This is a genomic window from Bradyrhizobium ferriligni (assembly GCF_056837965.1).
Map to the genome: position 1 here is coordinate 1 of NZ_JBXEJO010000095.1, position 24,963 is coordinate 24,963.

The 24,963-nt window shown below is 64.9% G+C and carries 24 protein-coding genes; 14 read left to right on the forward strand and 10 right to left on the reverse strand.

From position 1 onward, the window contains the following. Both AC1VNY_RS37750 and AC1VNY_RS37755 read right to left on the reverse strand, forming a co-directional pair. Positions 1-208, reverse strand: a 208-nt coding sequence (locus AC1VNY_RS37750) for a biotin carboxylase N-terminal domain-containing protein (protein ID WP_482408970.1), incomplete at its 3' end; no start/stop codon positions are given. 125 nt (positions 209-333) lie between these two features. Beyond that, positions 334-540 carry a hypothetical protein gene (locus AC1VNY_RS37755; protein ID WP_016840474.1) on the reverse strand — a complete coding sequence of 69 codons (207 nt, stop codon included), beginning with the start codon at positions 538-540 and terminating at the stop codon, positions 334-336. Positions 541-881: 341 nt separating this feature from the next. Here AC1VNY_RS37755 and AC1VNY_RS37760 point away from each other — a divergent pair, with 341 nt between their 5' ends. Together AC1VNY_RS37760 and AC1VNY_RS37765 are read left to right on the forward strand one after the other, a co-directional pair. Then, on the forward strand, positions 882-1,661 hold the full coding sequence (locus tag AC1VNY_RS37760; RefSeq protein ID WP_482408971.1) for a thermonuclease family protein: 780 nt from the start codon (positions 882-884) through the stop codon (positions 1,659-1,661). A 102-nt stretch (positions 1,662-1,763) separates the two neighbouring features. Then, positions 1,764-4,232 (forward strand): PAS domain-containing hybrid sensor histidine kinase/response regulator, encoded by a 2,469-nt coding sequence (locus AC1VNY_RS37765; RefSeq protein ID WP_482408972.1) that lies wholly within the window; start codon positions 1,764-1,766, stop codon positions 4,230-4,232. A 19-nt stretch (positions 4,233-4,251) separates the two neighbouring features. Here the strand turns inward: AC1VNY_RS37765 and AC1VNY_RS37770 are convergent, their stop codons facing one another. From AC1VNY_RS37770 to AC1VNY_RS37785, 4 genes are all read right to left on the reverse strand, one after another. Next, positions 4,252-4,548, reverse strand: coding sequence for a septal ring lytic transglycosylase RlpA family protein (locus AC1VNY_RS37770; RefSeq protein WP_038385833.1), 297 nt, complete (start codon positions 4,546-4,548; stop codon positions 4,252-4,254). A 105-nt stretch (positions 4,549-4,653) separates the two neighbouring features. Then, complete coding sequence (locus AC1VNY_RS37775; RefSeq protein ID WP_411782821.1) at positions 4,654-5,103, reverse strand: PPC domain-containing DNA-binding protein; 450 nt, start codon at positions 5,101-5,103, stop codon at positions 4,654-4,656. Positions 5,104-5,184: 81 nt separating this feature from the next. After that, entirely contained in the window at positions 5,185-7,887 is a 2,703-nt protein-coding gene (locus tag AC1VNY_RS37780; RefSeq protein ID WP_482408973.1) for a bifunctional diguanylate cyclase/phosphodiesterase, read from the reverse strand. A gap of 124 nt (positions 7,888-8,011) precedes the next feature. Then, positions 8,012-8,506 (reverse strand): ArsI/CadI family heavy metal resistance metalloenzyme, encoded by a 495-nt coding sequence (locus tag AC1VNY_RS37785; protein ID WP_482408974.1) that lies wholly within the window; start codon positions 8,504-8,506, stop codon positions 8,012-8,014. Between the two features lie 94 nt (positions 8,507-8,600). Between AC1VNY_RS37785 and AC1VNY_RS37790 the strand changes: the two genes are divergently transcribed. The 5 genes from AC1VNY_RS37790 (at position 8,601) to AC1VNY_RS37810 (ending at position 15,807) form a co-directional block, all read left to right on the forward strand. Next, entirely contained in the window at positions 8,601-8,828 is a 228-nt protein-coding gene (locus AC1VNY_RS37790) for a hypothetical protein (RefSeq protein ID WP_482408975.1), read from the forward strand. A gap of 92 nt (positions 8,829-8,920) precedes the next feature. Further along, positions 8,921-9,277, forward strand: coding sequence for a hypothetical protein (locus AC1VNY_RS37795; RefSeq protein WP_482408976.1), 357 nt, complete (start codon positions 8,921-8,923; stop codon positions 9,275-9,277). 111 nt (positions 9,278-9,388) lie between these two features. Continuing rightward, on the forward strand, positions 9,389-10,609 hold the full coding sequence (locus AC1VNY_RS37800) for an efflux RND transporter periplasmic adaptor subunit (protein WP_482408977.1): 1,221 nt from the start codon (positions 9,389-9,391) through the stop codon (positions 10,607-10,609). After that, complete coding sequence (locus AC1VNY_RS37805; protein ID WP_482408978.1) at positions 10,602-13,826, forward strand: efflux RND transporter permease subunit; 3,225 nt, start codon at positions 10,602-10,604, stop codon at positions 13,824-13,826. The genes AC1VNY_RS37800 and AC1VNY_RS37805 overlap by 8 nt, the downstream gene beginning before the upstream one ends. A gap of 139 nt (positions 13,827-13,965) precedes the next feature. Further along, positions 13,966-15,807 (forward strand): alkaline phosphatase family protein, encoded by a 1,842-nt coding sequence (locus tag AC1VNY_RS37810; protein WP_482408979.1) that lies wholly within the window; start codon positions 13,966-13,968, stop codon positions 15,805-15,807. 43 nt (positions 15,808-15,850) lie between these two features. On the opposite strand, the gene AC1VNY_RS37815 is transcribed toward AC1VNY_RS37810, so the two are convergent. Next, positions 15,851-16,432 carry a hypothetical protein gene (locus tag AC1VNY_RS37815; protein ID WP_026192875.1) on the reverse strand — a complete coding sequence of 194 codons (582 nt, stop codon included), beginning with the start codon at positions 16,430-16,432 and terminating at the stop codon, positions 15,851-15,853. Between the two features lie 388 nt (positions 16,433-16,820). Here AC1VNY_RS37815 and AC1VNY_RS37820 point away from each other — a divergent pair, with 388 nt between their 5' ends. Both AC1VNY_RS37820 and AC1VNY_RS37825 read left to right on the forward strand, forming a co-directional pair. Then, a complete protein-coding gene (locus AC1VNY_RS37820; protein WP_016844449.1) occupies positions 16,821-17,480 on the forward strand; it encodes a peroxiredoxin in 660 nt (219 codons plus the stop codon). Between the two features lie 21 nt (positions 17,481-17,501). Next, positions 17,502-18,965 carry a cryptochrome/photolyase family protein gene (locus AC1VNY_RS37825; protein WP_482408980.1) on the forward strand — a complete coding sequence of 488 codons (1,464 nt, stop codon included), beginning with the start codon at positions 17,502-17,504 and terminating at the stop codon, positions 18,963-18,965. Here AC1VNY_RS37825 and AC1VNY_RS37830 read toward each other — a convergent pair. After that, entirely contained in the window at positions 18,962-19,834 is an 873-nt protein-coding gene (locus AC1VNY_RS37830; protein WP_482408981.1) for a DMT family transporter, read from the reverse strand. The two genes, AC1VNY_RS37825 and AC1VNY_RS37830, sit on opposite strands and share 4 nt — an antisense overlap. A 541-nt stretch (positions 19,835-20,375) precedes the next feature. Here AC1VNY_RS37830 and AC1VNY_RS37835 point away from each other — a divergent pair. Beyond that, the gene (locus tag AC1VNY_RS37835) at positions 20,376-21,203 is read left to right on the forward strand and encodes a YkgJ family cysteine cluster protein (protein ID WP_482408982.1); all 828 of its coding nucleotides are present in this window, start codon (positions 20,376-20,378) and stop codon (positions 21,201-21,203) included. A 30-nt stretch (positions 21,204-21,233) separates the two neighbouring features. On the opposite strand, the gene AC1VNY_RS37840 is transcribed toward AC1VNY_RS37835, so the two are convergent. Continuing rightward, positions 21,234-21,608 (reverse strand): hypothetical protein, encoded by a 375-nt coding sequence (locus AC1VNY_RS37840; RefSeq protein ID WP_482408983.1) that lies wholly within the window; start codon positions 21,606-21,608, stop codon positions 21,234-21,236. 140 nt (positions 21,609-21,748) lie between these two features. Beyond that, complete coding sequence (locus AC1VNY_RS37845; RefSeq protein ID WP_482408984.1) at positions 21,749-22,933, reverse strand: MFS transporter; 1,185 nt, start codon at positions 22,931-22,933, stop codon at positions 21,749-21,751. A 114-nt stretch (positions 22,934-23,047) separates the two neighbouring features. On the opposite strand from AC1VNY_RS37845, the gene AC1VNY_RS37850 reads away from it, so the two are divergent. From AC1VNY_RS37850 to AC1VNY_RS37865, 4 genes are all read left to right on the forward strand, one after another. After that, positions 23,048-23,869, forward strand: coding sequence for an AraC family transcriptional regulator (locus AC1VNY_RS37850; protein WP_482408985.1), 822 nt, complete (start codon positions 23,048-23,050; stop codon positions 23,867-23,869). 87 nt (positions 23,870-23,956) lie between these two features. Continuing rightward, entirely contained in the window at positions 23,957-24,184 is a 228-nt protein-coding gene (locus tag AC1VNY_RS37855) for a hypothetical protein (RefSeq protein ID WP_028339229.1), read from the forward strand. A 74-nt stretch (positions 24,185-24,258) separates the two neighbouring features. Continuing rightward, complete coding sequence (locus tag AC1VNY_RS37860; RefSeq protein ID WP_038385853.1) at positions 24,259-24,477, forward strand: hypothetical protein; 219 nt, start codon at positions 24,259-24,261, stop codon at positions 24,475-24,477. Between the two features lie 13 nt (positions 24,478-24,490). Continuing rightward, positions 24,491-24,793, forward strand: a complete 303-nt coding sequence (locus AC1VNY_RS37865; RefSeq protein WP_482408986.1) for a plasmid stabilization protein — start codon at positions 24,491-24,493, stop codon at positions 24,791-24,793. The last annotated feature ends 170 nt before the right edge of the window (positions 24,794-24,963 follow it).

Genomic DNA, 24,963 nt, shown 5'->3' on the forward strand with positions numbered 1-24,963 from the left:
CCTCATCGGCCATCTCGACATGCAGCGCATCGCGGTCGGCCTCGGAATAGACGGCGACCGTCTCAATCCCCATACGGCGCGCAGTCTTGATGACCCGGCAGGCGATCTCGCCGCGGTTGGCGATCAGGATTTTCTTGAACATGCTCTTCTTGCTTGGGCTTCTTAGGACTTGGGCTTTGGCAGGATTCCTCCCCGCGCAATCCGGCACGGGCGATTGGGCGTAACCACTCCGTGGTACAGCAAATTGCCCCGGAGGCAACGGTCTAATGCACGTGCTGCCCGATGCTTGGCCAAATCCTCGGCCAAATCCTCGGCGGTAGCCTGAGGGGTATTTCAGCCCGAATAGGTCTTGAAGCGGCCACGCGAATGCGCCTTCGCGACGGCTTTCATCAGTTCGCTGACCTCGTTCTCCAGGAATTCATTGGCCACGATCAGCGCCCGGATGGTGGCGCGCAGATTCCCGCCGCAGGCGGAAATGGCCTGATCGACAGCGGCTTCCAGCCCGTCATCGTCGTCAGATTCGGGCCGTGCAGACATCATGGGGTATCCGGGATTCAGGTGGCGCATCATGTTCCTATTTTGTTCTCATCAAGTCAATCGGATCTTTGATCGGACGCGGTTCTTCTGGGCCGCCTTTCTCTTCCGCCGCCAGCGTGCGAGGCATTGCAGAGTCCAGATGTCGGTGACGATTTCGGCGAGGACGTTGATGACGAAACTCGGCCACGCGCATCCCTTCAATGGCCATGTCTGGCCGTTCTACGTCGCGGAATGCCGATCGGGACGTGACGGTGCGCACGCCCCTATTCGCGAACGGTCCTTGGTTGGATCGTACCGGCTTGTGCTAGAAGTTCGGCTGCCCGCCAAAGATCTGAAGTGAAAAAATGCGGTTTCGAAATCCGGTCGCCACGACGCTTCTCCTGACCTGCCTGTCTGCAATCCCTGGCCTGCCCGCGACCGCCGGCCCCGCGGCGTCAGCGATCATCAAGGACGCCGGCACCGTTCAGCTCGGCAACACGACCTATCGGCTCGACGGCATCGACGCGCCGGCGGTCGATCAGCTCTGCATCGACGAGCACGCCGACGTCTGGACCTGCGGGATCGAGGCGCGCGACCAGCTGACCAGGCTGATCGGCGGCAAGCAGGTTCACTGCGACGATATCGGCGTCGATCCGACCTTCAAGAAGCGCCGCCTCGGCGTCTGCAAGATCGAGGGCGACCCGACCAGCCTGAGCCAGGTGCTGGTCCAGAAAGGCTATGCTCTCAATGTCGAAAACTCGGCCACTGGCCGATTCAAGCCGGATGAAGCCACCGCAAAGGACAATCGCGCCGGGCTCTGGAAGGGCTGCTTCGTGGCGCCGCGCGACTTTCGTACGGCCAGGAAGGACGGCGCCCTGCTCGGCAACGCCTGCCCCGCCGACCGCGACCAGCAGATTCGCAACGCGCTCTTCCCCGACGACCTGCCGATGCCGGCCAGCTGCAACATCAAGGGTAAGTACGCCGTGCGGGCCCGCGTCACCGGCAATGTCGGCATCTACCACCTGCAGGCGTGCCGCAGTTATCCGGGCCTCGGCAATCCGGATCGCTGGTTCTGCTCCGAGGAGGATGCACAGGCCGCCGGGTTCCGCCGGGCCTATAATTGCCGGCCGCCCAAAGCCAGGTGAAGGGCAAGTGAAGAACCAGTGAAGCGCAAGTGATCGCCGCAAATCAAGCTGGCAAAGCCGCCGGGTCCTGTGTGAAACTGCACCGAGAGGTTGCCGGCGCGTATGACCCCATCCGATCCCGCTGATGTGCTTCCCGAAGCTGCGGCAGCCGAACGGCTGCGGCAGCATCTTGAGGAGATCGCGCGCGAACGCGATCGCGCCCATCGCGAGCTCCAGGAGCGCGAGGCGGAGCTGGCGCGGATCCAGCGCATCGCGCGGGTCGGTGGACTCGAGATCGATTTTCGCGACGGCGTGCGCAACCGCCGCTCTCCCGAATATCTCCTGGTGCATGGGCTGCCGCCCGAAGAGGTCAACGAGACCTATGAGAACTGGGTCGCGCGCATCCACCCCGAGGATCGCGAGCGCACGGTCCGGCACCTGTTCGGCGTGCTCAAGGCCGGCGGCGAAGACTACACGGCCGAATACCGCATCGTCCGCCCGAACGACGGCGAGAGCCGCTGGATCCGCGTCGTCGCCAAGATCGAGCGTGACCGCAGCGGCCGTGCGCTGCGGCTGGTCGGCGCCGATCTCGACGTCACCGATCAGATGCTGGCGCAGGAGACCCTGCGGGAGAGCGAAGAGCGCTTCCGCCTGATCGCCGACAGCGCGCCGGTGCCGATCTGGGTGACCAAGCTCGACCGCACCCGCTCCTTTGCCAACCAGGCCTATCTCGACTTCCTTGGACTGCCGTTCGAGGAAGCGATCGTGTTCGACTGGCGCAAGGCGCTGCATCCGGATGACCTGCCGCAAATCCTGCAGGAGCAGATCACCGGCGAGCTCTCGCTGAAGCCATTCGTGCTCGAGGCCCGCTATCGGAATGCCGCGGGCGATTGGCGCTGGCTGCGCTCGGAATCGCAGCCGCGCTGGGACCCGAACGGCAAGCATATCGGCTTCATCGGCGTCGCCCACGACATCACGGCGGCCAAGGAAGCCGAGATCGAGCTTCGCAAGCTCAATGAGTCGCTGGAGCGGCGCATCCTGGAGCGCACCGCGCAGCTCGAATCCCGCGAAGCGCAGACGCGCGCGATCCTGGAAACCAGCCATCAATACCAGATGCTGCTCAACCGCGATGGCGGCCTGCTCTACAGCAACCAAACGGCGCTGGCCGGCATCTGTACCGATGCCGCCGACGTCGTCGGCAAGCCGTTCTGGGACACGCCGTGGTTCGCCGCGACCGAGGGCATGCCGCGCGTGATCCAGAATGCCTTTGCGACCGTGATGCGCGGCGAGGAAGTCAAGATCGAGATGCAGCTGCGCCTGCCGATCGGCGAACGCTATTTCGATTTCGCGATGCGGCCGCTGCAGGACCAGCACGGCACCATCGTCGGCGCCGTGCCGGAGGCCGTCGACATCACCGAACGGCGCCGCGGCGAGGAGGCCCTGCGGCAATCGCAGAAGATGGAAGCGGTGGGCCAGCTCACCGGCGGCGTCGCGCATGATTTCAACAATCTGCTCACCATCATTCGCTCCGCGACCGACTTCCTGCGCCGCCGCGAGCTGCCGGACGACCGGCGCCGCCGCTATATCGACGCGATCTCCGAGACCGTGGAGCGGGCCTCCAAGCTCACCGCGCAGCTATTGGCATTTGCGCGCAGGCAACCGCTCAATCCGGAAGTGTTCAATGTCGGGACGCAAGTCGACAGCGTGACGCAGCTGATCCGCCCGCTGGTCGGCGCGCGGATTCACATCGAAGTCAGGATCGAGGATCCCGATTGCTTTGCGATCGCCGATATCGGCCAGTTCGAGACCGCGCTACTCAATCTCGCGGTCAACGCCCGCGATGCCATGAGCGGCGAAGGCCTGCTGACGATCGGCGTCCGGAAGGTCAAGAATATCCCTGCCCTGCGCGCCCAGGCCTCGCGCAGCGGCGATTTCGTCACGGTCTCGATCCAGGACACCGGCACCGGAATCTCGCCGGAAAATCTCGACGCGATCTTCGAGCCGTTCTTCACGACCAAGGAGGTCGGCAAGGGAACGGGTCTCGGATTGAGCCAGGCCTTCGGCTTCGTCAAGCAATCCGACGGCGACATCGAGGTCACCTCTACGCCCGGGCACGGCGCGACCTTCACCATCTATCTGCCGCACGCGATGCGCCCGGCGGACGCCAAGGTCGCCGCCAGCGCCGGCATCGAGCAGGCTTCGATCGGCCGCGGCTATCGCGTCCTCGTGGTGGAGGACAACGACGATGTCGGCCAGTTCTCAACCGAGCTGCTCGAGGATCTCGGCTATTCGGTCAAGCGCGCGGCCAATGCCAATGCCGCGCTCTCGATCCTCTCGGAGAACGAGTTTGCCGCCGACCTGGTGTTCTCCGACGTGATCATGCCGGGCATGAACGGCGTCGAGCTCGCCGGGATCATCCGCGATCGCTTTCCCGGCCTGCCGGTGGTGCTGACCAGCGGCTACAGCAACGTACTCGCCGAGAATGCGCATAGCGGCTTCGAGCTGATCCAGAAGCCCTATTCGGTCGAGGCACTGTCACGGACGCTCCGAAAGGCGATCGTCGAACAGCGGGCGACCGCTTCCAAGCCCTGATCCCGCCGCCGGCCGCGCCCTACTGGATCACGACATGCGCGACGCCGAGCTGAAGGATGCCGAGCGCGCGGGCCGCCGTGGTCGACACATCGATGATCCGCCCACGAACGAACGGGCCACGGTCGTTGACGCGGCACCGGATCGATTTTCCCAGATAGGAGACGGTGATCATGCTGCCGAATGGTCGCTTGCGATGCGCGCAGGTCATCTCGCCACTCTTGCCGATGCCACGATAATAGGACGCAAGGCCACTCTCTGCGTTTGCCATGCACGAGGCAAACAGCAGCATGGCCGCGGACGTTGCTGCGGTTTTCATTGATCGCCTGCCGGTCGAGCCCCGCAAGGGAACGCGGTTCCACGGTTTCGGTTCCGCGCCCCAGCGTCGGCAGGTCGATTTTTAGGAACTTTTCGACGGAAAGCGTCAGGCGGTCGCGGCGGGATCGATCAGGGCGATGCCGAGCTCGGGCCGCTTGCGCCGGCGAAGCCTGGCGGGGGCTTCCGTGACCACAACCTCCAGCGTCGGGCGGACGATGCCGGCAAGCAGATGGCCGCCGCGGGTCGATCCGTCCGACAGTCCGAGCACGATATGCATGTGCAGGCTGGCCTTGCCGTCGTCGCCGGTCGCGATGTCGCCGAGCGCGCACAGCACCTCGCACTGTTCGTCGATCTCGATCTTCCGATAGCTCTTGGATGCGAAATCGAACCAGCCGACCGTGGCCCGCTCGAACGCGCCGATCGCGCTGAGCGATGCCGCCGTCACCTTCGCATCATTGGCGAACTTCGTCAGCGCGCCGAACGCTTCCTCGCCGCTATCGAGCACGACGACGTGAATCTGCGCGCTGGGCGCATCGGACACGAGCTTGCTTTTCATGGACCGCCTCGCCTCTCAAGAGCTTCCACTCCCAATCGGAGACGGCGACGATTGTTCCTGACGGACCGGATCGGCAGCCGCTCAGGCGGCGACGCTATCGGCCGCGAGCAGCGTCCGCAGGTCCCGCGCAGGAACCGGCCTGCTGAACAAATAGCCCTGCATCTGCGTACAGCCGAGCATCTGCACGGTGTCACGCTGCTGGTCGGTCTCGACCCCTTCGGCGGTGGTGATCATGTTGCGGTCGGCTGCGATCGAAACCACGGCGCGGATGATCGAGGCCGAGCCGCTGTTGCGTGTCACTTCCTTGACGAAGCTGCGGTCGATCTTGATCTTGTCGAACGGGAAGCGCTGCAGGTATTGCAGCGACGAGTATCCGGTGCCGAAATCGTCGAGCGCGATGTGGACACCGAGCGCGCGGAGCTGGCCGAGCGTGACCAGCGCCGCATCGTCGTCGGCGATCAGCACCGCCTCGGTGATCTCGAGCTCGAGCCGGCGCGGGTCGAGCCCGCTCTCGGCAAGCGCATTGGCAACCTTCAGCGCCAGCGTCTCCGACTTGAACTGGATCGGCGAGACGTTGACCGCGACGCGCACATGCGCCGGCCAGGCTGCCGCCTCGATGCAGGCGGTGCGCAGCACCCACTGCCCGATCTCCTCGATCAGCCCGGTCTCCTCGGCAACCGGTATGAATTCGGCCGGCGAGATCATGCCGCGCATGGGGTGCCGCCAGCGCAGCAACGCCTCGCAGCCGGTCACCTCGTCGCTGCGCAAGTCGACCAGCGGCTGGTAGTGCAGCTCGAAGCCGCCCTCGGCCAGCGCGGTGCGCAAATCGGCCTCCAGCGCGCGGCGCAGATTGGCTTGCGCCTCCATCGCCGGATCGAAGAAGCGATGGGTCCTGCGGCCCGCCGCCTTGGCGGCGTACATCGCAAGGTCGGCACATTTGAGCAGGCGGAACAGGTCGGCGCCGTGGCGCGGGGCGATCGCAATGCCGATGCTGGCGTCGCTCGACAAATTATGGCCGAGGCAGTCGAACGGCGTGCGCAGCGACTGATAGACGCGTGCGACCAGGTCGCTGACGTCGTCGTCCGAGGTGATGTCGTGCTGGACGATCGCGAACTCGTCACCGCCGAGCCGCGCGATGAAGTCGTTCGACCCGACCGACAGACGCAGCTTCTCGGCCACGCGCCGCAGGAACTCATCGCCGATCAGATGGCCCAGCGTGTCGTTGATCCGCTTGAACTCGTCGATATCGATGTAATGGATGGCGAACTCGCGCGTGGCGGCCTCGAGCAGCAGCCCTTCCGCGTGGCGCTGGAACAGCGTCCGGTTCGGCAGATTGGTCAACGCGTCGTAATGCGCGAGATACTCGATCCGCGCCTGCGCACGCCGTCCGTCGGTGACGTCCTCGAGCGTGGTAGCCCAGCCGCCGTCGGGCGCACGCTTGTAGATCAGGCGGATGCTGCGACCGTCAGGCGTCATGATCACGGAGTCCCGGACCTCATCGCCCCTCGGGTTTGTGAAGCGGGCGCAGTACTCATCGACGTCGCCGACAAACGAGCCGATCGCCTGGCGATGCAGGATCAGGTCGCGCAGATGGCAGCCTGGCCTCGCCACATCAGGCGAAAGGCCGAACATGTCGATATATTGCTGGTTGCAGATCACGAGCCGCGCCGAGGCATCGAACAACAGCAGCCCCTGCGTCATGGTGTTGATCGCGGTGTCGAGGTGCTGGCTCTTCTCGGACAGCCGGCGGCTTGCCGCATCGTGCTGCCGCTGCAGCTGGCGGACGATCAGGAAGACCGCGAAGCTGATGATCAGGACCGCCAACACGGCTGCGCAGAATTGCAGTTTGGTCTGGGCGCGCCAGTCGTCCAGCGCACTCGATGTTTTCGTGGTGGCGAGGATCAGGATTGGAAAATGCGACAGCGATCTGACCGCACCGACGTTCTCCTCGCCCGAAGCGCCAACGAACCGTCCCGACGTGTTGCCGCCAAAGCTGATGACCTTTTGGAACACCGGCAGGTTGATGATGTTGCGGCCGATCACGGCGGCATCCTGCGGATAGCGTGCGATGATGGTGCCGTCGCGGTGGATCATCGAAATAACGGTGTCGCCGCTCAGTGCCAGCGAGGCCACGAAATCCTCGAAATGGCTCGGCTCGACGCCGCGGCTGGCGAATCCGATGATCTCGCCGTTGCGCCCGGTGATCTTGCGCGCAAAGATCGTGGTCCAGTTGCCGCTCACCTTGCTCATTGCGGGCTCGACGATCACCGGCGAGGTCGGCCGCCCCGAGGTGAACTCCCGGAAATAGCGCCGGTCCGCAACGCTGATGTCGGGCACCGGCCACATCTCGGATGAGTTGATCAGCCATCCCTTGGCGTTGAACAGATTGAGCCCGCCGACATGCGGCAGCGCCGCCAGCCGCGTGCGCAGCATCTCGTGCGCGCTCAAGAGCGACATGTTCTTTTCGAACTGATCGGCGGTCTCAACCTGCTCGGCCCGCAGATAATTCACGATGTCGTCGTGGACATGCTGGAGGTCGGTAAGCTGCTGGTCGAAATGCCGCGACAGCAGCAGCGCGGTGTTGTTGAGCTCGCGCTCGGACATCTCCAGCGCGCGCTCACGAAACTGCAGCGCGAGATAGCCGGTGCCAAGCGTGATGGCGAGCACCAGCAGCGCGGCACTCAGGACGAGCCACTGGATGGCGCCCATCCTGCTGGCGCGCAACACACCTTTGATCGACAGCCGCCGGTATTCCGGCACGCTGCTCGTTGAGACAACCGACATTTTCCTGCCCCTGTGGATGCCCTTGTACGGGAACACAACCCAAGGGGTGGTTAGGAAAATCAGTTATCGGACGGTTAAGGCCAGCGTGGACTCGCGCGCAACCGGCCCCTCGGCCGCTCCATGCTCACGAGCTGCAGCAAGCCGAGGCCCCGGGCGGCGCGGCCTGGGGCTGTGGAGCACAACACGCGCTCTGTCTGTCTTCCTGCTTCTCGTGCGCCACACGCGCGGTCCGCTCGCCGGTGCCGTCGCCATAGACGATGCTCTCACCGGTCGTATGGAATGTCTCCCAGGCGATCCCCGCGGGATCGTCGATCCACGACTTCTCGGACTTGGCATAGCAGCACACCGTCTGGCCCTGCTCGATGACCTCGCCGCCGGCCTTGCGCAGCCGTCCGTACACTTCGCCGAGTTCCTCCGCGCTCTCGACCTGAATGCCGAGATGGTCCAGGCCCGGTTCGCGGCCGCGGGTCGAGATCGCGAAGTTGACGCGGGGATCGTCGAGCATCCATTTGGCATAATCGGATTTCACGACCGTCGGCTCGGCCCCGAACAGCGCCGAGTAGAAGCCGACCGATTGCGGGATGTCCTTGACGGCGACGTGAACATGCATGCGCTTCATGGTGCAGTCCCTTCAGGGCGGCGGCGCTGGATGGATATTCCATCCCAAGCATGCTCAGATATCAACAGCGTTACAACAGGAGTTCTGCTGCGGAATGGATGCGCTGACGCTGTTCGGATTACTCGCCGTGACCATGATGCTCGCCTGCTATGCGGCCGAAGATCGCAGCCCCTGGTTCATCCTGGCCTTCGCTGTCTCCTGCGCGCTCGGCTCGGCCTACGGTTTCCTGCAGGGCGCCTGGCCGTTCGGCCTCGTCGAAGCGATCTGGGCGGTCGTCGCGGCGCGCCGATGGCTGCTGCGCCGAACCGCAGACAGCGCGTAACGTTATAGTATCCACGGCCAATCTGTCGCGGACCCGAACTTGAATGCGCGCAGGCACGGCGCTAAGTAGGCCCCATGGACGCTTCGCGCACCATGATTCAGTCTTCTCCTCACGCAACGGGATCGCGCCGCTGGCGCAGCCTGCTTGCGGGACTGATCTCGCTCGCGCTGGTGCTGTCGTTCTTCCACGGCTGGACCTCCGACGGCGATGCCGACGCGGCTGCCGGCTTCTCGATCGCACAGTCGATCAACGACGCCGGCGCCGGCGGCAAGGCTCCGGCGCATCCGGCCTCACCTCACGGCGACCATTGCCTGACGCACGTCGCGTCCGTGGCTCCGCAGGAGACCGCGTTCCCGATCGCCTATGCGCCGCATAGCTATGGCCACAGCAGCACTGAGCTGCCCGCTTCGGCCGATCGCCTCTCTCCCTTCAAGCCACCCCGCGCCTGATCCGGTCGACATGACCGGCCGTGCGCTGCTGCCATTCGCCAGCGCACGCTTCCGCACAGATCGATGTCGCGACAGCGCAGGGCCATGGGCCTGCGCTGCGGAGAGGCGCATATGAAACGGATTGTTCTATTTTTCGCCGGCGTGGCCGCCGGCATTGCACTGGTCGTTGTGGCGGCCGGATGGATCGGCTGGCCGGTCAGGTTCCCGGCCGCGACGCAGGAGACTGCGACGACAGACACAAAGACCGAGGCCCGGCACGAGGCCCCCGGACATATCGAGCTGAGCGAAGACCAGGTTCGCGAAGCCGGCATCACGTTCGCGCAAGCCAGCGGCGGCATGCTGAAGCGGCATTTCCTCGCGCCGGGATCGCTGATCCCCGATGCGGATCACATCGGCCGGGTCTCGGTGCGCGTGCTTGCGACGGTCACGGAACTGCGCAAGCGCCTCGGCGATGTCGTCGAGAAGGGCGAGATCGTCGCCGCGATCGAAAGCCGCGAGGTGGCCGACGCCAAGAGCGAGTACCTCGCCGCGCGTCTCACCAACGATCTGCAGCAGACCCTCTACGCGCGGCAGAAGACGCTGGTCGAGACCCGCATCGTGTCGGAAAACGAGTTCCTGCGGACGCGGCTGACCGCGAACGATGCCCAGATCAAGCTCGACGGCGCCCGGCAGAAGCTGTTTGCGCTGGGCCTCTCGGAGAGCGAGATTGCCGATCTGCCGAACCAGCCCCCGGAGAGCCTGCGGACGCAGTTTTTGCGCGCGCCGATCAGCGGCCGGGTGTCCGAGCGGCGTGTCGACCTCGGCGGATTGATCGGGCGCGAGGGCCAGGAGAGCGAGCTCTATGTCATCGTCAATCTCGATGACATCTGGGTCGACCTCGCGGTCTCCCCCGAAGACATCGGCGCGATTCGCGAAGGCGTTTCGGTGAAAATCCGCGCCATCGGCACCGAGGATGAAGCCAATGCCGGCGTGATCTTCGTCAGCCCCCTGCTCGACCGCGAGACCCGCAACGCGCGCGTGATCGCGACCATGCCCAACAAGGACCACCGCTGGAAGCCGGGCACCTTCGTCACCGCGGAGGTCCCGCTGTCAGGTGCGCCGTCGACCGTGATCGTCTCGAAGAAGGCGCTTCAAACCATCAAGGGAACGCCGACCGTGTTCGTGCGCGATGCCGACGGCTTCGAGGCGAGATCGGTGCGGACCGGCCGCGAGGACGACGACGATATCGAGATCGTCGCCGGCCTTGCAGCCGGCGAGACCATCGCGGTGCAGAACACCTTCACGCTGAAGGCGGAGTTCGAGAAGGACGAGGCGGAGCACGACCATGATTGAGCGCATCATTGGTCTTGCGATCCAGCGGCGCTGGGTGGTCGTCACATTGGCGGCGATCCTGATGTTCCTCGGCGGCCTTGCGCTGTCCAGGCTGCCGATCGACGCAGTGCCCGACATCACCAACAAGCAGGTCCAGATCAACACCGTGGCTCCGGCGCTGTCGCCGGCGGAAATCGAGAAGCAGATCACCTTCCCGATCGAGACGGCGCTGGCCGGCGCGCCGGGACTCGAGAGCACGCGCTCGCTCTCCCGCAACGGCTTCTCGCAGATCACGGCGGTGTTCAGCGAGGCCACCGACATCTATTTCGCCCGCCAGCAGGTCGGCGAGCGCCTGACCGAAGTCCGCGCGCGCCTGCCGCAAGGCATCGAGCCGCGGATCGGCCCGACCTCGACCGGCCTTGGCGAGATCTACATGTGGACCGTCCATTATTCCGGGCAGAAGGTGCAGGCCGACGGCGCGCCGGGCCTGCAAAGCGACGGCCGCTTCCTGACGGCGGACGGCCAGATGTTGCAGAGCGAGGTCGAGAAGGACGCCTATCTGCGCACCGTACAGGACTGGATCATCAAGCCGCAGATCAAGATGGTGCCTGGCGTCGCCGGCGTCGACACGATCGGCGGATACCTCAAGCAGTATCAGGTCCATCCCGATGCGGCGAAGCTGATCGCGCTCGGCCTCACCTTTGCCGACGTTGCCAAGGCGATCGAGACCAACAATGTCAGCCGCGGTGCGCGCTACATCGAGCGCAACGGCGAAGGCTTCGTCGTGCGCTCCGGCGGCCGGCTCGAGAACATCGACGAACTCGGCGCCGTCGTCGTCACCACCCGCGGCGGGGTCCCGGTCCGGATCCGCGACCTCGCGACGCTTTCGATCGGCGGCGAGACGCGCACCGGCAGCGCCAGCGAGAACGGCCGCGAGGTCGTGGTCGGCACGGCACTGATGCTGATCGGCGCCAACAGCCGCACCGTGTCGGCCGCGGTCGACGCCAAACTGCGGACAATCATGCCGTCCTTGCCGGCCGGCATCGAGGTCAAGACGGTGCTGGATCGCACCCAGCTGGTCGATGCGACGATCGGCACCGTGGCGCGCAACCTCAGTGAAGGCGCACTGCTCGTGATCGCCGTGCTGTTCGTGCTGCTCGGCAATTTCCGCGCGGCATTGATCACGGCGCTGGTGATCCCGGTCGCGATGCTGATGACGGCGATCGGCATGTGGCAGGGCCGCATCAGCGCCAATCTGATGAGCCTTGGCGCGCTGGATTTCGGCCTGATCGTCGACGGCGCCGTGATCATCACCGAGAACAGTCTGCGTCACCTCGCCGAGAAGCAGCATGCGCTTGGCCGCGTGCTGACGCGCGACGAACGGCTGGCGACGGTGCGGGCGTCCGCTGTGGAAATGGTCCAGCCGAGCCTCTATGGCCAGGCCATCATCCTCCTGGTCTATGTGCCGCTGCTGACCTTCACCGGCGTCGAAGGCAAGATGTTCGAACCGATGGCGCTGACTGTGATCCTTGCGCTCGCGGCCGCCTTCGTGCTGTCGCTGACGCTGGTTCCGGCGCTGATCGCGATCGGCATCACCGGCCGCGTGCAGGAGCAGGAAAACCGGCTCGTCGCGGCGCTGAAGCGCTGCTACAGCCCGCTGCTCCGGCGCGCGGTTGCAACGCCTATCCCGGTCATCGCTGTAGCGGTCGTGCTGTTCGCGGCCGCCCTGTTCGGGTTCTTCCGCCTCGGCCAGGAGTTCATCCCTTCGCTCGACGAGAAGAACATCGCCATGCACGCGCTCAGGATTCCGAGCACGGCGCTGTCGCAGTCGCAGGCGATGCAGCTGTCGGTCGAGAAGGCCGTCAGCCGCTTTCCGCAGGTGTCGTTCGTCTTCTCCAAGACCGGCACCGCGGAGGTGGCGAGCGATCCGATGCCGCCGAACGCGTCCGACACCTTCATCATCCTGAAGCCGCGCGAGCAGTGGCCGGATCCATCGCTGACCAAGGAGCAACTGATCGAGGACATCTCGAAGGCGGTCGGCCGGCTGCCCGGCAACGTCTATGAATTCACCCAGCCGATCCAGATGCGCTTCAACGAACTGCTCGCCGGCGTTCGCGGCGACATCGCGGTCAAGGTATTTGGTGACGAGTTCGGGCCGATGCAGAAAGCCGCCAACCAGATTGCCGCCGCGCTGCGCAGCGTGCGCGGCGCGACCGACGTCAAGGTCGAACAGGCCGGCGGCCTGCCCGTGCTCGAGATCAAGGTCGACAAGGCTGCGATCGCCCGGCGCGGCCTCAGCGTCTCGGCCGTGCAGGACGTGATCGGCGCCGCGGTCGGTGGCCAGGATGCCGGCGTCGTCTACGAGGGCGATCGCAGCTTCGACATCGTGGTGCGATTGCCGGAGAGCGTGCGCTCCGATCTCGAGGCGCTGAGCAATTTGCCGGTCGCGTTGCCGAAGGCGACGCCGAGTTCGCCGGTGCAGAGCCTGCCGCTCAACCGCGTCGCCCAGTTCTCCTTCACCGAAGGGCCGAACCAGATCAGCCGCGAGAACGGCAAGCGCCGCATCGTGGTGACAGCCAATGTTCGCGGCCGCGATCTCGGCTCGGTGGTCGAGGAAGCCCAGGCAAGAGTCACGCAATCGGTGCAGCTTCCGCCGGGCTATTGGATGACCTGGGGCGGCCAATCCGAGAATCTCGCCGCGGCGCGCCAGCGCCTGGCCGTCGTGGTGCCGGCCTGTTTTGCGATGATCTTCCTGTTGCTGCTGGCGGCGATGGGCTCGGCCCGCGATGCGCTGCTGGTGTTCAGCGCGGTGCCGCTGGCACTCACCGGCGGTATCGCCGCACTTTGGCTGCGCGGCATGCCGTTCTCGATCTCGGCGGCGGTCGGCTTCATCGCACTGTCGGGCGTTGCGGTGCTGAACGGGCTCGTGATGCTGAGCTTCGTCCGGCAGTTGCGCGAACGCGGCGTACCGATGCGGGAAGCCATCGAGCAAGGCGCCCTCACCCGCTTCCGCCCCGTGGTGATGACCGCATTGGTGGCCTCGCTCGGCTTCGTGCCGATGGCGTTCGCCACCGGCACCGGCGCCGAGGTGCAGAAGCCGCTCGCCACCGTCGTGATCGGCGGCCTGATCAGCGCGACCCTGCTGACGCTCGCCGTGCTGCCGGCGCTCTATGCCCGGTACGGGCATGCCGGCAGCACTGCGCGCAATGAGAGAACGGCGGTTCAACCTGCGGAATGACGGTGTGCTGACCGGCAATCCTCGGGAAAAATCCGGCCGTTACAGCGCCGAACAAGCGCTGTAACATTTCTGTCATATGGCAAAACTAAACGAGGGCTGCGGCGGGCTGCCGCGGGGCTTCATCAGGGGGAATAACAATATGCGTCGTGCCATTACCTTACTGTCCGCGAGCATGATCGCGCTTTCGGCGGGCGCCGCCTCGGCACAGAACGCCAAGCCCCGCAACCTCATCCTGTTCGTCCCCGACGGCCTGCGCGGCGGCATCGTGACGCCGGAGACGGCGCCGGCGATGGCCGAGATCCGCGACAAGGGCGTCAATTTCAAGAATTCGCACTCTCTGTTCCCGACCTTCACGATGGCGAACAGCTCGGCGCTGTCGACCGGCCATTATCTCGGCGACACCGGCACCTTCTCCAACACGATCTATACCGGCTACACCTCGGTGCCCGCCGGCGACACCGTGGTCCCCTTCATCGAGAACGACGCGGTGCTCGCCGACGTCGACGATCACTTTAACGGCGACTACCTCAACGAGGAGACGCTGCTGAAGATGGCCCGCGGCCAGGGTTTCAGCACCGCCGCCATCGGCAAGGTCGGCCCGACCCTGCTGTTCGACCACACCGATCGCGGCAAGAACACGATCGTGGTCGACGATTCCACCGGCGGCAAGACCGGCGTGCCGCTCTCCGACGAGATGAAGGATGCCCTGATCAAGGCCGGCCTGCCGCTCGCCACCCCGAGCCGCGGCGACAACGCCAAGGCGGGCGACGCCAAGACACCCGGCACCACCGTCGCCAACGTCGCCCAGCAGGCCTACATGGCCGATGTCGCGACCAAGGTCGTGCTGCCGATGTTCAAGGCGCGCAACAAGCCGTTCGTGCTGGTGTTCTGGTCGCGCGATCCGGACGGCAGCCAGCACAACACCGGCGACAGCCTCAACGCCATCACCCCCGGTATCAACGGCCCGACCTCGATGGCCGGCATCAGGAACGCCGACAACAACCTCGCCCAGCTCCGCAAGGCGCTCGACGAGCTCGGGCTCTCTGCCGACACCAACATCATGATCTCCTCCGACCACGGCTTCTCGACGATCTCGAAGGAGAGCAAGACCAGCCCCTCGGCCAAGGTCGCCTATAGCGACACGCCGAAGGATTTCCTGCCGATGGGCTTTGTGGCGATCGACCTCGCCAAGGCGCTGGACCTGCCGCTGTTCGACCCCAACGACAAGAACGCGAAGGTCGCCGACAATGCCCACCCGAAGGCCGGCAACGGCGTGCTCGGCCAGGATCCAGCCAAGCCTGACGTCGTGATTGCGACCAATGGCGGCTCGGATCTGATCTATCTGCCGAACCGCGACAAGAAGCTCGCCGACCGCGTCATCAAGGCGCTGCTCGAGCAGGACTATGTCAGCGGCCTGTTTGTCGACGACAAGCTCGGCACCTTCCCCGGCACGCTGCCGATGTCGAACCTCAATCTGAAGGGCAAGGCGGTGACGCCGAACCCGTCGATCGTGGTCAATTTCCGCTCCTGGTCGAGCGGCTGCGAGATCCCGGCCAACTGCTCGGTGCAGGTCGCCGACACCGTGCTGCGCCAGGGCCAGGGCATGCATGGCAGCTTCAGCCGTGGCGACACCTTCAACTTCACCGCGGCGATCGGCCCCGACTTCAAGGCGGGCTATGTCGATCCGCTGCCGGTCAGCAACGCCGATGTCGGCATGACCGCGGCCCAGCTGCTCGGCCTGCGCGCGCCGAACAATGGCGGCCTGATCGGCCGGGTGATGTCGGAGGCGCTGCCGAACGGCATCGTGCCGAAGATGGCCGAGGGCACCATCATGTCGAAGAAGGCGTCGGCCAACGGCCTGCGCACGGTGCTGAAATTCCAGCGCGTGCTCTCGACCCGCTATTTCGACGTGGCCGGGTTTCCGGGGCGGACGCTCGGGCTCGAGGAAACCGGCGGCAAACAGAAAACGGCGGGGAAGTGATCCCCGCCGCTCTGCTCGAATTCCAGTCACGCCGGACGATGGTTTACATCATCCCGATGTCGAACACGTTGGGGAGCTGCGCCGCGAGCGGCAGCGCAGTCGCGCCGACCAGCGTCGCCACCATCGCCGCCAGCGCGCGGCCGGTGCGACGCTGACCGCGCATCTGGCCCGCGATCCACTCCAGGACCTTGGTGTCCATCTTGGCGCCCTGCCTCGGCGCCCAGCGATCGATCTCGGTGTCGGGCGACAGCGCCACCGTGCGCGGCGGCACCGGCAGGCCGGACTCGGAGGCGGCATGGTGGGCGATCGCCTTGGCGAGCAGATCGTCGAACCGGCCGCCATCGCTGCGCTCGGCAGCGGCCTCGTTGATCGCGAACAGCGCCTCGATCTCGGCCCGGCTGACCGGCTGATGCTCGACCGCGGCCGCCGTCAGGATGCGCGCGCACCAGGCAGCGTCATCGGCATCGAGCGACCGGGAGAAATGGATGCGGCCCTTGGTGGTCGGGCCTTCGCCGGTGATCACACCGTCGCGCACGATGGTGAGCGCATGGGCGGCAGTCTTGCGGCAGGACGGATGCAACGCACCGCTGAGGGGCTCAGCGGTCTTGGTACTTGGGGTAGACATTGTGGGAGCTTTCAATTCCTATCTCAGGCCAGCTTTTCCATGCGGGCGTAAACGAGTGGTTAACGATTCGGAACTTGCGTTCCGAGATTTTTAGATGGTTGCTATTTGGTCGATTTAAACGTCGTCACGGTTCAGTCCTATAGCAGCCGGGGCCGGCGTGATGACGACGATAAGCGGCATTATCGGGGCATTTCCAAGCCTTTGTGCCGCAGCTGATATTTCGCCGCAGGGATCCGGATCAAAACAAGTTGCTTGGAATTCCACCCTCAAGGAGAAATGTTTCACCTTTTTTCAGAACCCGTTCACTTAAGCCTTATCCCGTCCTATACTGGAACAGACAGCCTCAAATACAAATTCCACTGTGACTTCAGAGAGATGAGGTAAAATCATGACACTTCCGATTGGCGCGACCGCACCGGACTTCGAAGCCCAGACCACTGAGGGCAAGATCAAGTTCCACGACTGGATCGGCAACAGCTGGACCCTGCTGTTCTCCCATCCGAAGGACTTCACCCCGGTCTGCACGACCGAGCTCGGCGCGCTCGCCAAGCTGAAACCGGAATTCGACAAGCGCGGCATCAAGCTGATCGGCCTTTCGGTCGATCCCGCGGATCGCCACGCCAAATGGGCCGAGGATATCCTGGAGACGCAGGGGGCGGCCCCGAACTATCCGCTGATCGCCGACACCGACTTCAACGTCTCCAAGCTCTATGAGATGCTGCCTGCCTCGACGTCCGGCGACCCCCTCACCCGCACGCCGGCGGATAACCAAACGGTCCGCAACGTCTTCATCATCGGCCCCGACAAGAAGATTAAGCTGGTGCTGGTCTATCCAATGACCACGGGTCGGAACTTCCAGGAGATCCTGCGCGTCATCGACTCGCTGCAACTCACCGCCAAGCACCGCGTCGCCACCCCTGCCGACTGGAAGCAGGGCGAGGACGTGATCATCGCAGGCTCGGTCAGCAACGACGAGGCCAAGACGATCTATCCGCAGGGCTGGAAAGAACCGAAGCCCTACATCCGCATCGTGCCGCAGCCGAAGTAACGGCAGGCTCACTGCGTCCGGGTGACCCGCGCACGGCCGGTTATCGTCTGGTTTCGCGACGATCTGCGGCTGTCGGATCACCCGGCGTTGCATGAGGCGGCGGCAAGCGGCGCGCCGGTCGTCGGCCTCTATGTGCGCGACGAAGAGAGCCGTGCATTGATGCCGCCGGCCGTACGTCGGCTCGGGGGTGCGACGCGCTGGTGGCTGGCGCAGTCGTTGCGCGCACTTGGCAAGAGCTTCACCATGGCAGGCGGATCGCTGGTGCTGCGCACCGGACCGGCCGCGTCGGTGATCGCCACGATGGCGCGCGAAATCGGCGCACGCGCCGTATTCTGGAACGACATCGCACATGCGCCGCATCAGGCCGTTGCCGGAGAAGTCGAAGCCGCGCTCGCAAGTGACAGCATCGACTCGCAAATTTTCCGCGGCGATCTGCTCGTCGAACCGAAGGCGATCCGCAACAAAGACAACCGGGCCTTGCGCGTGTTCACGCCGTTCTGGCGGCGCGTCCAAGGCCTCGGCGATCCGCCAAAGCCGTTGCCGGCGCCGAAGAGACTCACATCCATCGGCGGCATCGCGAGCGACGCCCTCAATGATTGGAAGCTCGAGCCTGACAGGCCGGATTGGGCCGGCGGCCTGCGCGAGACCTGGACACCGGGTGAAGCCGCGGCGCAGGCGCAGCTGAAGCGATTCCTCGACGAGGGGATCAGCGGCTACGCCGGCGACCGCGACCGGCCCGACCGCGACGGCACCTCGCGCCTGTCGCCGCATCTGCGCTTCGGCGAGATCAGCCCGCGCCAGGTCTGGCATGCGGCACGCTTCGCCGCTGCGGAAGACTCGCGCCTTGCCGGCGACATCGACAAGTTCCTCAGCGAGCTCGGCTGGCGCGAATTCTGCCGCCATCTGCTGTTCGACGTCCCCGACATGGCGGATCGGAACTTGCAGGAGCAGTTCGATGCCTTTCGGTGGAGGCGCAACGCTCTTGCCTTGGAGGCGTGGCAGCGCGGACTCACCGGCTATCCGATCGTCGATGCCGGCATGCGCGAGCTCTGGCACAGCGGCGTGATGCACAACCGGGTGCGGATGGTGGCGGCCTCGTTCCTGGTCAAGCACCTCCTGATCGACTGGCGCACAGGCGAACAATGGTTCTGGGATACGCTGGTCGATGCCGATGCCGGCTCCAACCCGGTCAACTGGCAATGGGTCGCGGGCTGCGGCGCCGATGCCGCGCCCTATTTCCGCGTCTTCAATCCGGTCCTGCAGGGCGAGAAATTCGATCCTGACGGCGGCTATGTCAGGCGCTGGGTGCCGGAGCTCGCGCAGCTCTCCAACGACCTGATCCATCAGCCCTGGACAGCAACACCGATCGAGCTGGCGAGCGCCGGCATCGAGCTCGGCAAGACCTACCCGCCGCCGATCGTCGATCACAAAAAGGGCCGCGAACGCGCGCTTGCAGCTTACGCGAAGATCCGTCGCAAAGACTAAGCGCGGCGATTGACCAGCAGCACCGCCGCGGCGCAGGCGGCCATGCCGGCGATGGCGACATGATCCAACCGCTCGTCGAACAGGATGTAGGCCATCAGCGCGGTCACCGCCGGCACCAGATAGAACAGGCTCGCGACCGAGGTCGCGGCGTGGTGACGGATCAGCCAGTACAACAGCCCGATCGAGCCGATCGACAGCGCGAACACCAGCCAGGCAAGCGCCAGCACGAACTCGCCGGTCCAATGCACGACATTGGTCTCGAACACAAAGGCGCCGATGCCGAAGAAGATCGTGACCGCGATGTACTGCACCAGGTTGCCGGCGCGCCAGTCGATCCGGTTGCAATAGCGCCGTTGATAGAGCGTGCCCAGCGTAATGCTGATCAGCGAGACGCCGGAGGCGAGCCAGCCCCACCCCGCCTCGCCCGTCATTGGCCGGTTGTGCAGGATCAAGACGACGCCGGCGAGGCCGAGCACCAGCCCGCCCCATTGCAGCGGCGTGACGCGCTCGCCCAGCCAGCGGTTGGCAATGGTCGAGGTCAGGATCGGCTGCAGGCCCGGGATCAAGGCCGACAGCCCGGCCGGAACCGAATGCGCGATCGCAATCGCGGTGCCGCCGAGATAGAAGCCGTGCACCAGGATGCCGGCGACCGCGCTGTGGAAGATGCCTGTCCGGTCCGGAAAGTTCGGCCGCGCGATCGCGGCGATGACCGCCATCACCACCACCACGAACGCCATCCGGATCGCCAGATAGGTCAGCGGCTCCGCATTGTTGATGACGTATTTGGTGCCGATGAATCCGGTGCTCCACAGCACGACAAAGATCGCCGGCGCCAGACGAGCGGCAGTTTCCTCGAAGCTCTTGTTCATTGCAGGCCGTCATTGCCTGAAGATGAGGCAGCCAGCAATCGCGAATTTAACGAGGGTGGCGGGCGAGCCCGCGGCTGTAAGCAGGTGGCGCCTCGCCCACAGTGTCGTCCCTGCGAAAGCAGGGACCCATACTCCGCGGCGGATGTTGTGAAAGGGACTCGTCGCCCCAGCGGCCTTCAACGATAACCATCGGTGGTTATGGGTCCCTGCTTTCGCAGGGACGACACTGAACGTGTTGCACGGTCTGCTAGCCACACATTCGCATTCTCGCGACATTGCCGATGACACGAGACCACTCTGACCTTGCAGACGCTCGCGGACCCAACGCCTGTCGCTGCCAATCACGACGATTTGTCCTCAGGGATGCCATGCGCGTTTATCGGATGCGACATGCCGCCCTCACCGATACGCTTAGGTAGAATCTCGCAGCCGTCGGTCGCGGCACGTTCCGGATTGCACTGGAATCTACCGTCGCCGAATACCGGCGGCCAAAAACACTGCACAAGAAGAGCCGGCCACGAGTCGGACAAGAAGAAAAACAATGGATCAAGTGGCGTTGGTCGTCGTTCGGGCGGTCGAGAGCGGCGCGACGACGACGAAAGATATTATCGGCGTGACCAGATTGTCGCGCCTCAAGGTCGAGCGTGCACTGAGCACCTTGGAGAAGCAGAAGCTGCTCCTCCGCGAACGACAAGGCTCGTGGGCGCTCGGCTTTCCCGTGGCTCCGACGGTCAGGCAGTGTGGATCATGCACCCTCTGCTGCAAGGTGCTTGAGGTGACCGATCTCCGCAAGCCGATGAATACGGTCTGCAACCACATCCTGGCGGGCGGCGGATGCGAGATCTACCACGAGCGTCCCCGGCAGTGCCGGTCATTCAGCTGTGCCTGGCTGCAAGGCCACCTCGATGACGATTGGTTTCCCGAGACCGCGGGTATGGTGCCGCATTTCGGGCTCGACGCGCTGAATGTGCAGGTTGACCTCGATGATCCCGACCGCTGGCGCGAGGAACCCCATTTCAGCAAGCTGTGCGAACTTTCGTTGAAGGGCCTCAGGGTGAGTGAAGGGCGGCCGTATGCCACCCTCGTCATCGTCGGTCAGGATCGCTACCTGCTGCTCGGGCGGACCATCGTGCCCGATCCAACGCTGTTCGGCACCGCCTTCGTGCCGATTACGTTCGATACCTTCCGCTACTGGAAGGCAACATCGCTTGAACATCTGCGGCGGTTGAACGATCGGGTCATGGAAATCCAGCGCATCCAGCAGGAGTTCGGCCATTGCGCCATCCCTGACGACGACGATCCCTCGCCGCCTTACCGGCCGGCTCTGCTCCAACGGTCGAAGGAGCTGGGCGTGATACGCACGACGTGACGACAGCCGGACACAGCGCAGGTCAGTTCGTCATCTGAGGTGATACTTCCTGCCGTTCGTGTTCGGGTCGGTATTGTCGCTGGTCGAGAACATCAAGGCCGGGCCGAAGTAATTCCAGGTGTCCCGGTAAAATGCGAATCGGCCGGTGCCCTTGTCGATGATCTCTTGCTGGGCGGTGTTCGCAGGGCCGAGAAGCCGGTCGTCTTCGTACAATCGGGCAGTCTCGAGCGTGCCGTCCACGTATTTGACGGGGATGAGATACGCATATCCCTTGTAAAGACGGAAGGCACCCCGCAACAGGTTCCTGTCGATCGGACTCGGAGGAACCAGAAAAAGGAATGCACTCGACGCCAAGGCAAAGAGCGTCGATCCGATCACGATGCGCGTGCTGGCAGATGTCCTCAACGACACTTTTCCCTTGGCTCTTGCTTGCGAGGCTTCCCGCCTTCTGTAGCGCGGGCCTGCAGCGCAGACAACCGACCGGCCTCGGCCACGCCTTGTCGCGAGCCGGATCTGGCTCGCGATATGTCCGCATCGAACGACAATCAGATCGTCGCCGCGCGGCCGGCTGATCCGCCCAGGACTGCCATCAGCACCGTCGCGACGGCGCAGCACGCGAGCGCGACCTCCCAGCCTCCGGTCGCATCATGGGCCAGTCCGGCAAGCGGCGGGCCCGCAGCGGCGAGCGAGTAGCCGAAGCACTGCGCCATGCCCGACAGCGCGGCCGCCTGGTGGCTGTGCGAGGTTCGCAGGCTGACGAATGTCAAGCCGAGGATGAAGGCGGCACCCGCCCCGAAGCCGAACAGCGCGACCCACAGCATTGCGAGCGCCGGAAGCTGCAACAATCCCAGCAGCGAGATGCAGGTCGCAAGCGACACGGCGATCGCGATGCCGCGCTGGTCCTTCACGCGCCGGACCATCGGCCCGAGGATCAGGCCCGGGACCGCGGTCGCCAATTGCAGCACACCGTGCAGCGTACCCGCCGTCGCCGCCGGGTAGCCTGCCTGCACGAGGATGGCGGGCAACCATCCGACGATGATGTAGAACACCAGCGAAGTCAGGCCGAGGAAGCCGGTCACCTGCCAGGCGAGCAGCGAGTGCCAGATGCGCCCGCGATGCGGCGACGAGGCCGGCTCGACCGTCGCGGCCGCGTGCGTCCCCAGCTGGGGTGCCCAGGCCATCAGCGCCACCAACGGAAAGATCAGCGTGCTCGCAAGCGAGAGATGCCAGTTCGATCCCGGTAATTGGGCGAGCGGGATGGCCACGACAGATGCGAGCGCTTGGGCCAATGCGGACGTGATCGCGTAAGCGCCGGTCAGGCTGGCGATGCGGGTCGGAAAGTCGCGCTTGAGCAGGCTCGGCAGCAGCACGTTTCCAACGGCGATTCCGGCACCAATGGTGGCGGTCCCGGTGAACAGCGCCCAAACCGGACCGGACGAGCGCAGCGCGATCCCGGCCGCGATGACAAGCAGCGCACCGAACAGCGACCGCTCGATGCCCCATTTGCGCCCGAGCACAGCTGCAACCGGTGAGATCGCCGCGAATGCCAGCAAGGGCAGCGTCGTCAGGATCCCGGCCTCCGCCGCGCTGATCCCGCTGGTCTCACCGATCATGCCGAGCATCGGCGCCACGCCGGTAATGGGCGCGCGAAGCGTCGAGGCGATCAGCAGGATCCCCGTCAACAACAGCCCCTGCCCGCCCATCGAGCGCGTCGGCGCAATCATCGTCATCGCATGCTCCTGCCCATCTGCATCGCCAGGCTATCGACTTGGCTGTCGGAAGAATTTACATATCTGGTCTATTGATCTCTAAATTCGGTCACTCAACGGGTTTCCTGCTTCGTTATGGGCTTTCAACTTCGCTATCCTTGGCCGGACCTTGATCCGGATGATGTCGCGGCGGCGGCCATCGCCGTGCGCCTCGACGTCACCGAAAACAAGGTCGAGGCGGCCGAGCACGCGCACCGGAAGGGACAGCTTGTCTTTGCGCTCGGCGGCGGCGTGATGTGCCGCGTTCCGAACGGGTTGTGGATGGTGCCGCCGCATTGCGGCGTCTGGCTTCCCGGCGGCACGCGCCACACCAATATTGCAACCGCCAATGCGCGGATCTTCTTCGTCTTCATCGAGCCCGGTGCCGCCGACCTGCCCGACCGCTGCTGCACATTGTCGATCTCGCCGTTGCTGCGCGAGTTGATCATCGAGCTTTCCGACCGCATGCAGCACGACGGCGGCAGCGAGACGCTCGTAGCGCAATTGCTGCTGAGCGAATTGCCGCGCATGCCGCTGCAGCAGCTGCATCTGCCGATCTCGCTCGAGCCACGCTTGCGACGGATCGCGGCAGCGCTCGCCGACGATCCGGCCGATCGCCGCACGATGGCCGAATGGGCCGAACGCGTGGCGCTGAGCGAGAGCAGTCTGGCGCGTCTCATCCTGAGAGAAACCGGCCTGACGTTCGGGCGCTGGCGCCAGCAACTTCATTTGATCGTCGCATTGCGCGAGCTCTCCGCCGGCGCGAGCGTTCAGCAGGTCTCGTCCGCACTCGGCTATGAGTCGGTCACAGCCTTCATCACCATGTTCAAGAAGGCGCTCGGCAAGCCACCGGCGAAATATCTCAGCGATATCATGCAAGGTAGCGGCCCGGCCTTCGCGGCTGGCGGGCGAATTTAGGAACACCGGTCAGCAACGGACGTTTTCGACATATCGGGCGAGCGACAGGCGAGCCGCCTGCGCCAGGCCAATGCTCGAGGATGCCAGATGCCCTACGCACTGTTCGATCGCGACAAACAAATCGACAAGGCTTTTCCGACGGAGAAGCAGGCGTGGGAACATGCACTGGTCTCCGGGCTGGTCTTCGATGTTCCGGTCGCGGATGAGGCTCCGGGCCAGGTGCTGCCAGCCGGCTATCACATGAAGCAAATTCCCGGCGACAGCGAAGTCTGCGAGCCGGCGCCCGAATGGAAATTGCCGAACGAAATTTCGTGATCGGCACACCGATTGCGATGGTGACGTTGCGCGATAAGTAACGCCGAACCAGACCAACAATTCAGGATGAGCGCATGGCCGAAACCGGCAAGATTTTTCACGTTCGCTGCGTCGACAACACGTTGCAGCGGGACACGCTCTCGCTGGGGCGCGTCTACGAGGTGACAAGGGATATCGAACGTGACGGCTATTACGAGCTCAGCGGATTGGGCCGCTTCAGTCGGTCCAGATTCGAGGTCGTCGAGCCGGACGACGACCCAGGCGAAGTCCCGCGGACGTCTCGATCAAAATAGACAGGAGAGCGCGATGCCCAGAGGCGACAAGTCGAGCTACACCGACAAGCAGAAGCGGCAGGCCGAGCACATCGAGGAAGGCTACGAGCAGCGCGGCATTTCGGGCCGCGAGGCCGGGCGGCGCGCATGGGCGACCGTCAACAAGGAGACCCACGGCGGCAAGAAGAGCGGCTCCGGCCGCGGCACGCGCGAGGATCATTCGCCGTCGCGCAAGGGCGGCAAGCTCGGCGGCAAGGCGGCCGCGAGCCGCCCCGCGGCGGAGCGGTCGCGCTCGGCCAAGAAGGCCGCGCGGACCCGCAAGCGCCGGGCAGCCTGATCCGCACAGGCATCATTTCGCCGGCAGGAAGGCAATACCGGAAGGCAATACCGGGCGCTTTGAGGCGGCGCCTCGCAAATGCGTGATCGGGCGCCACCATTGGCTGCCTTCATTTGGGCACCTATCGGGAACAGGCTGTCGGGCCAGGAAGCAAGGCGGCCACCGCAGGG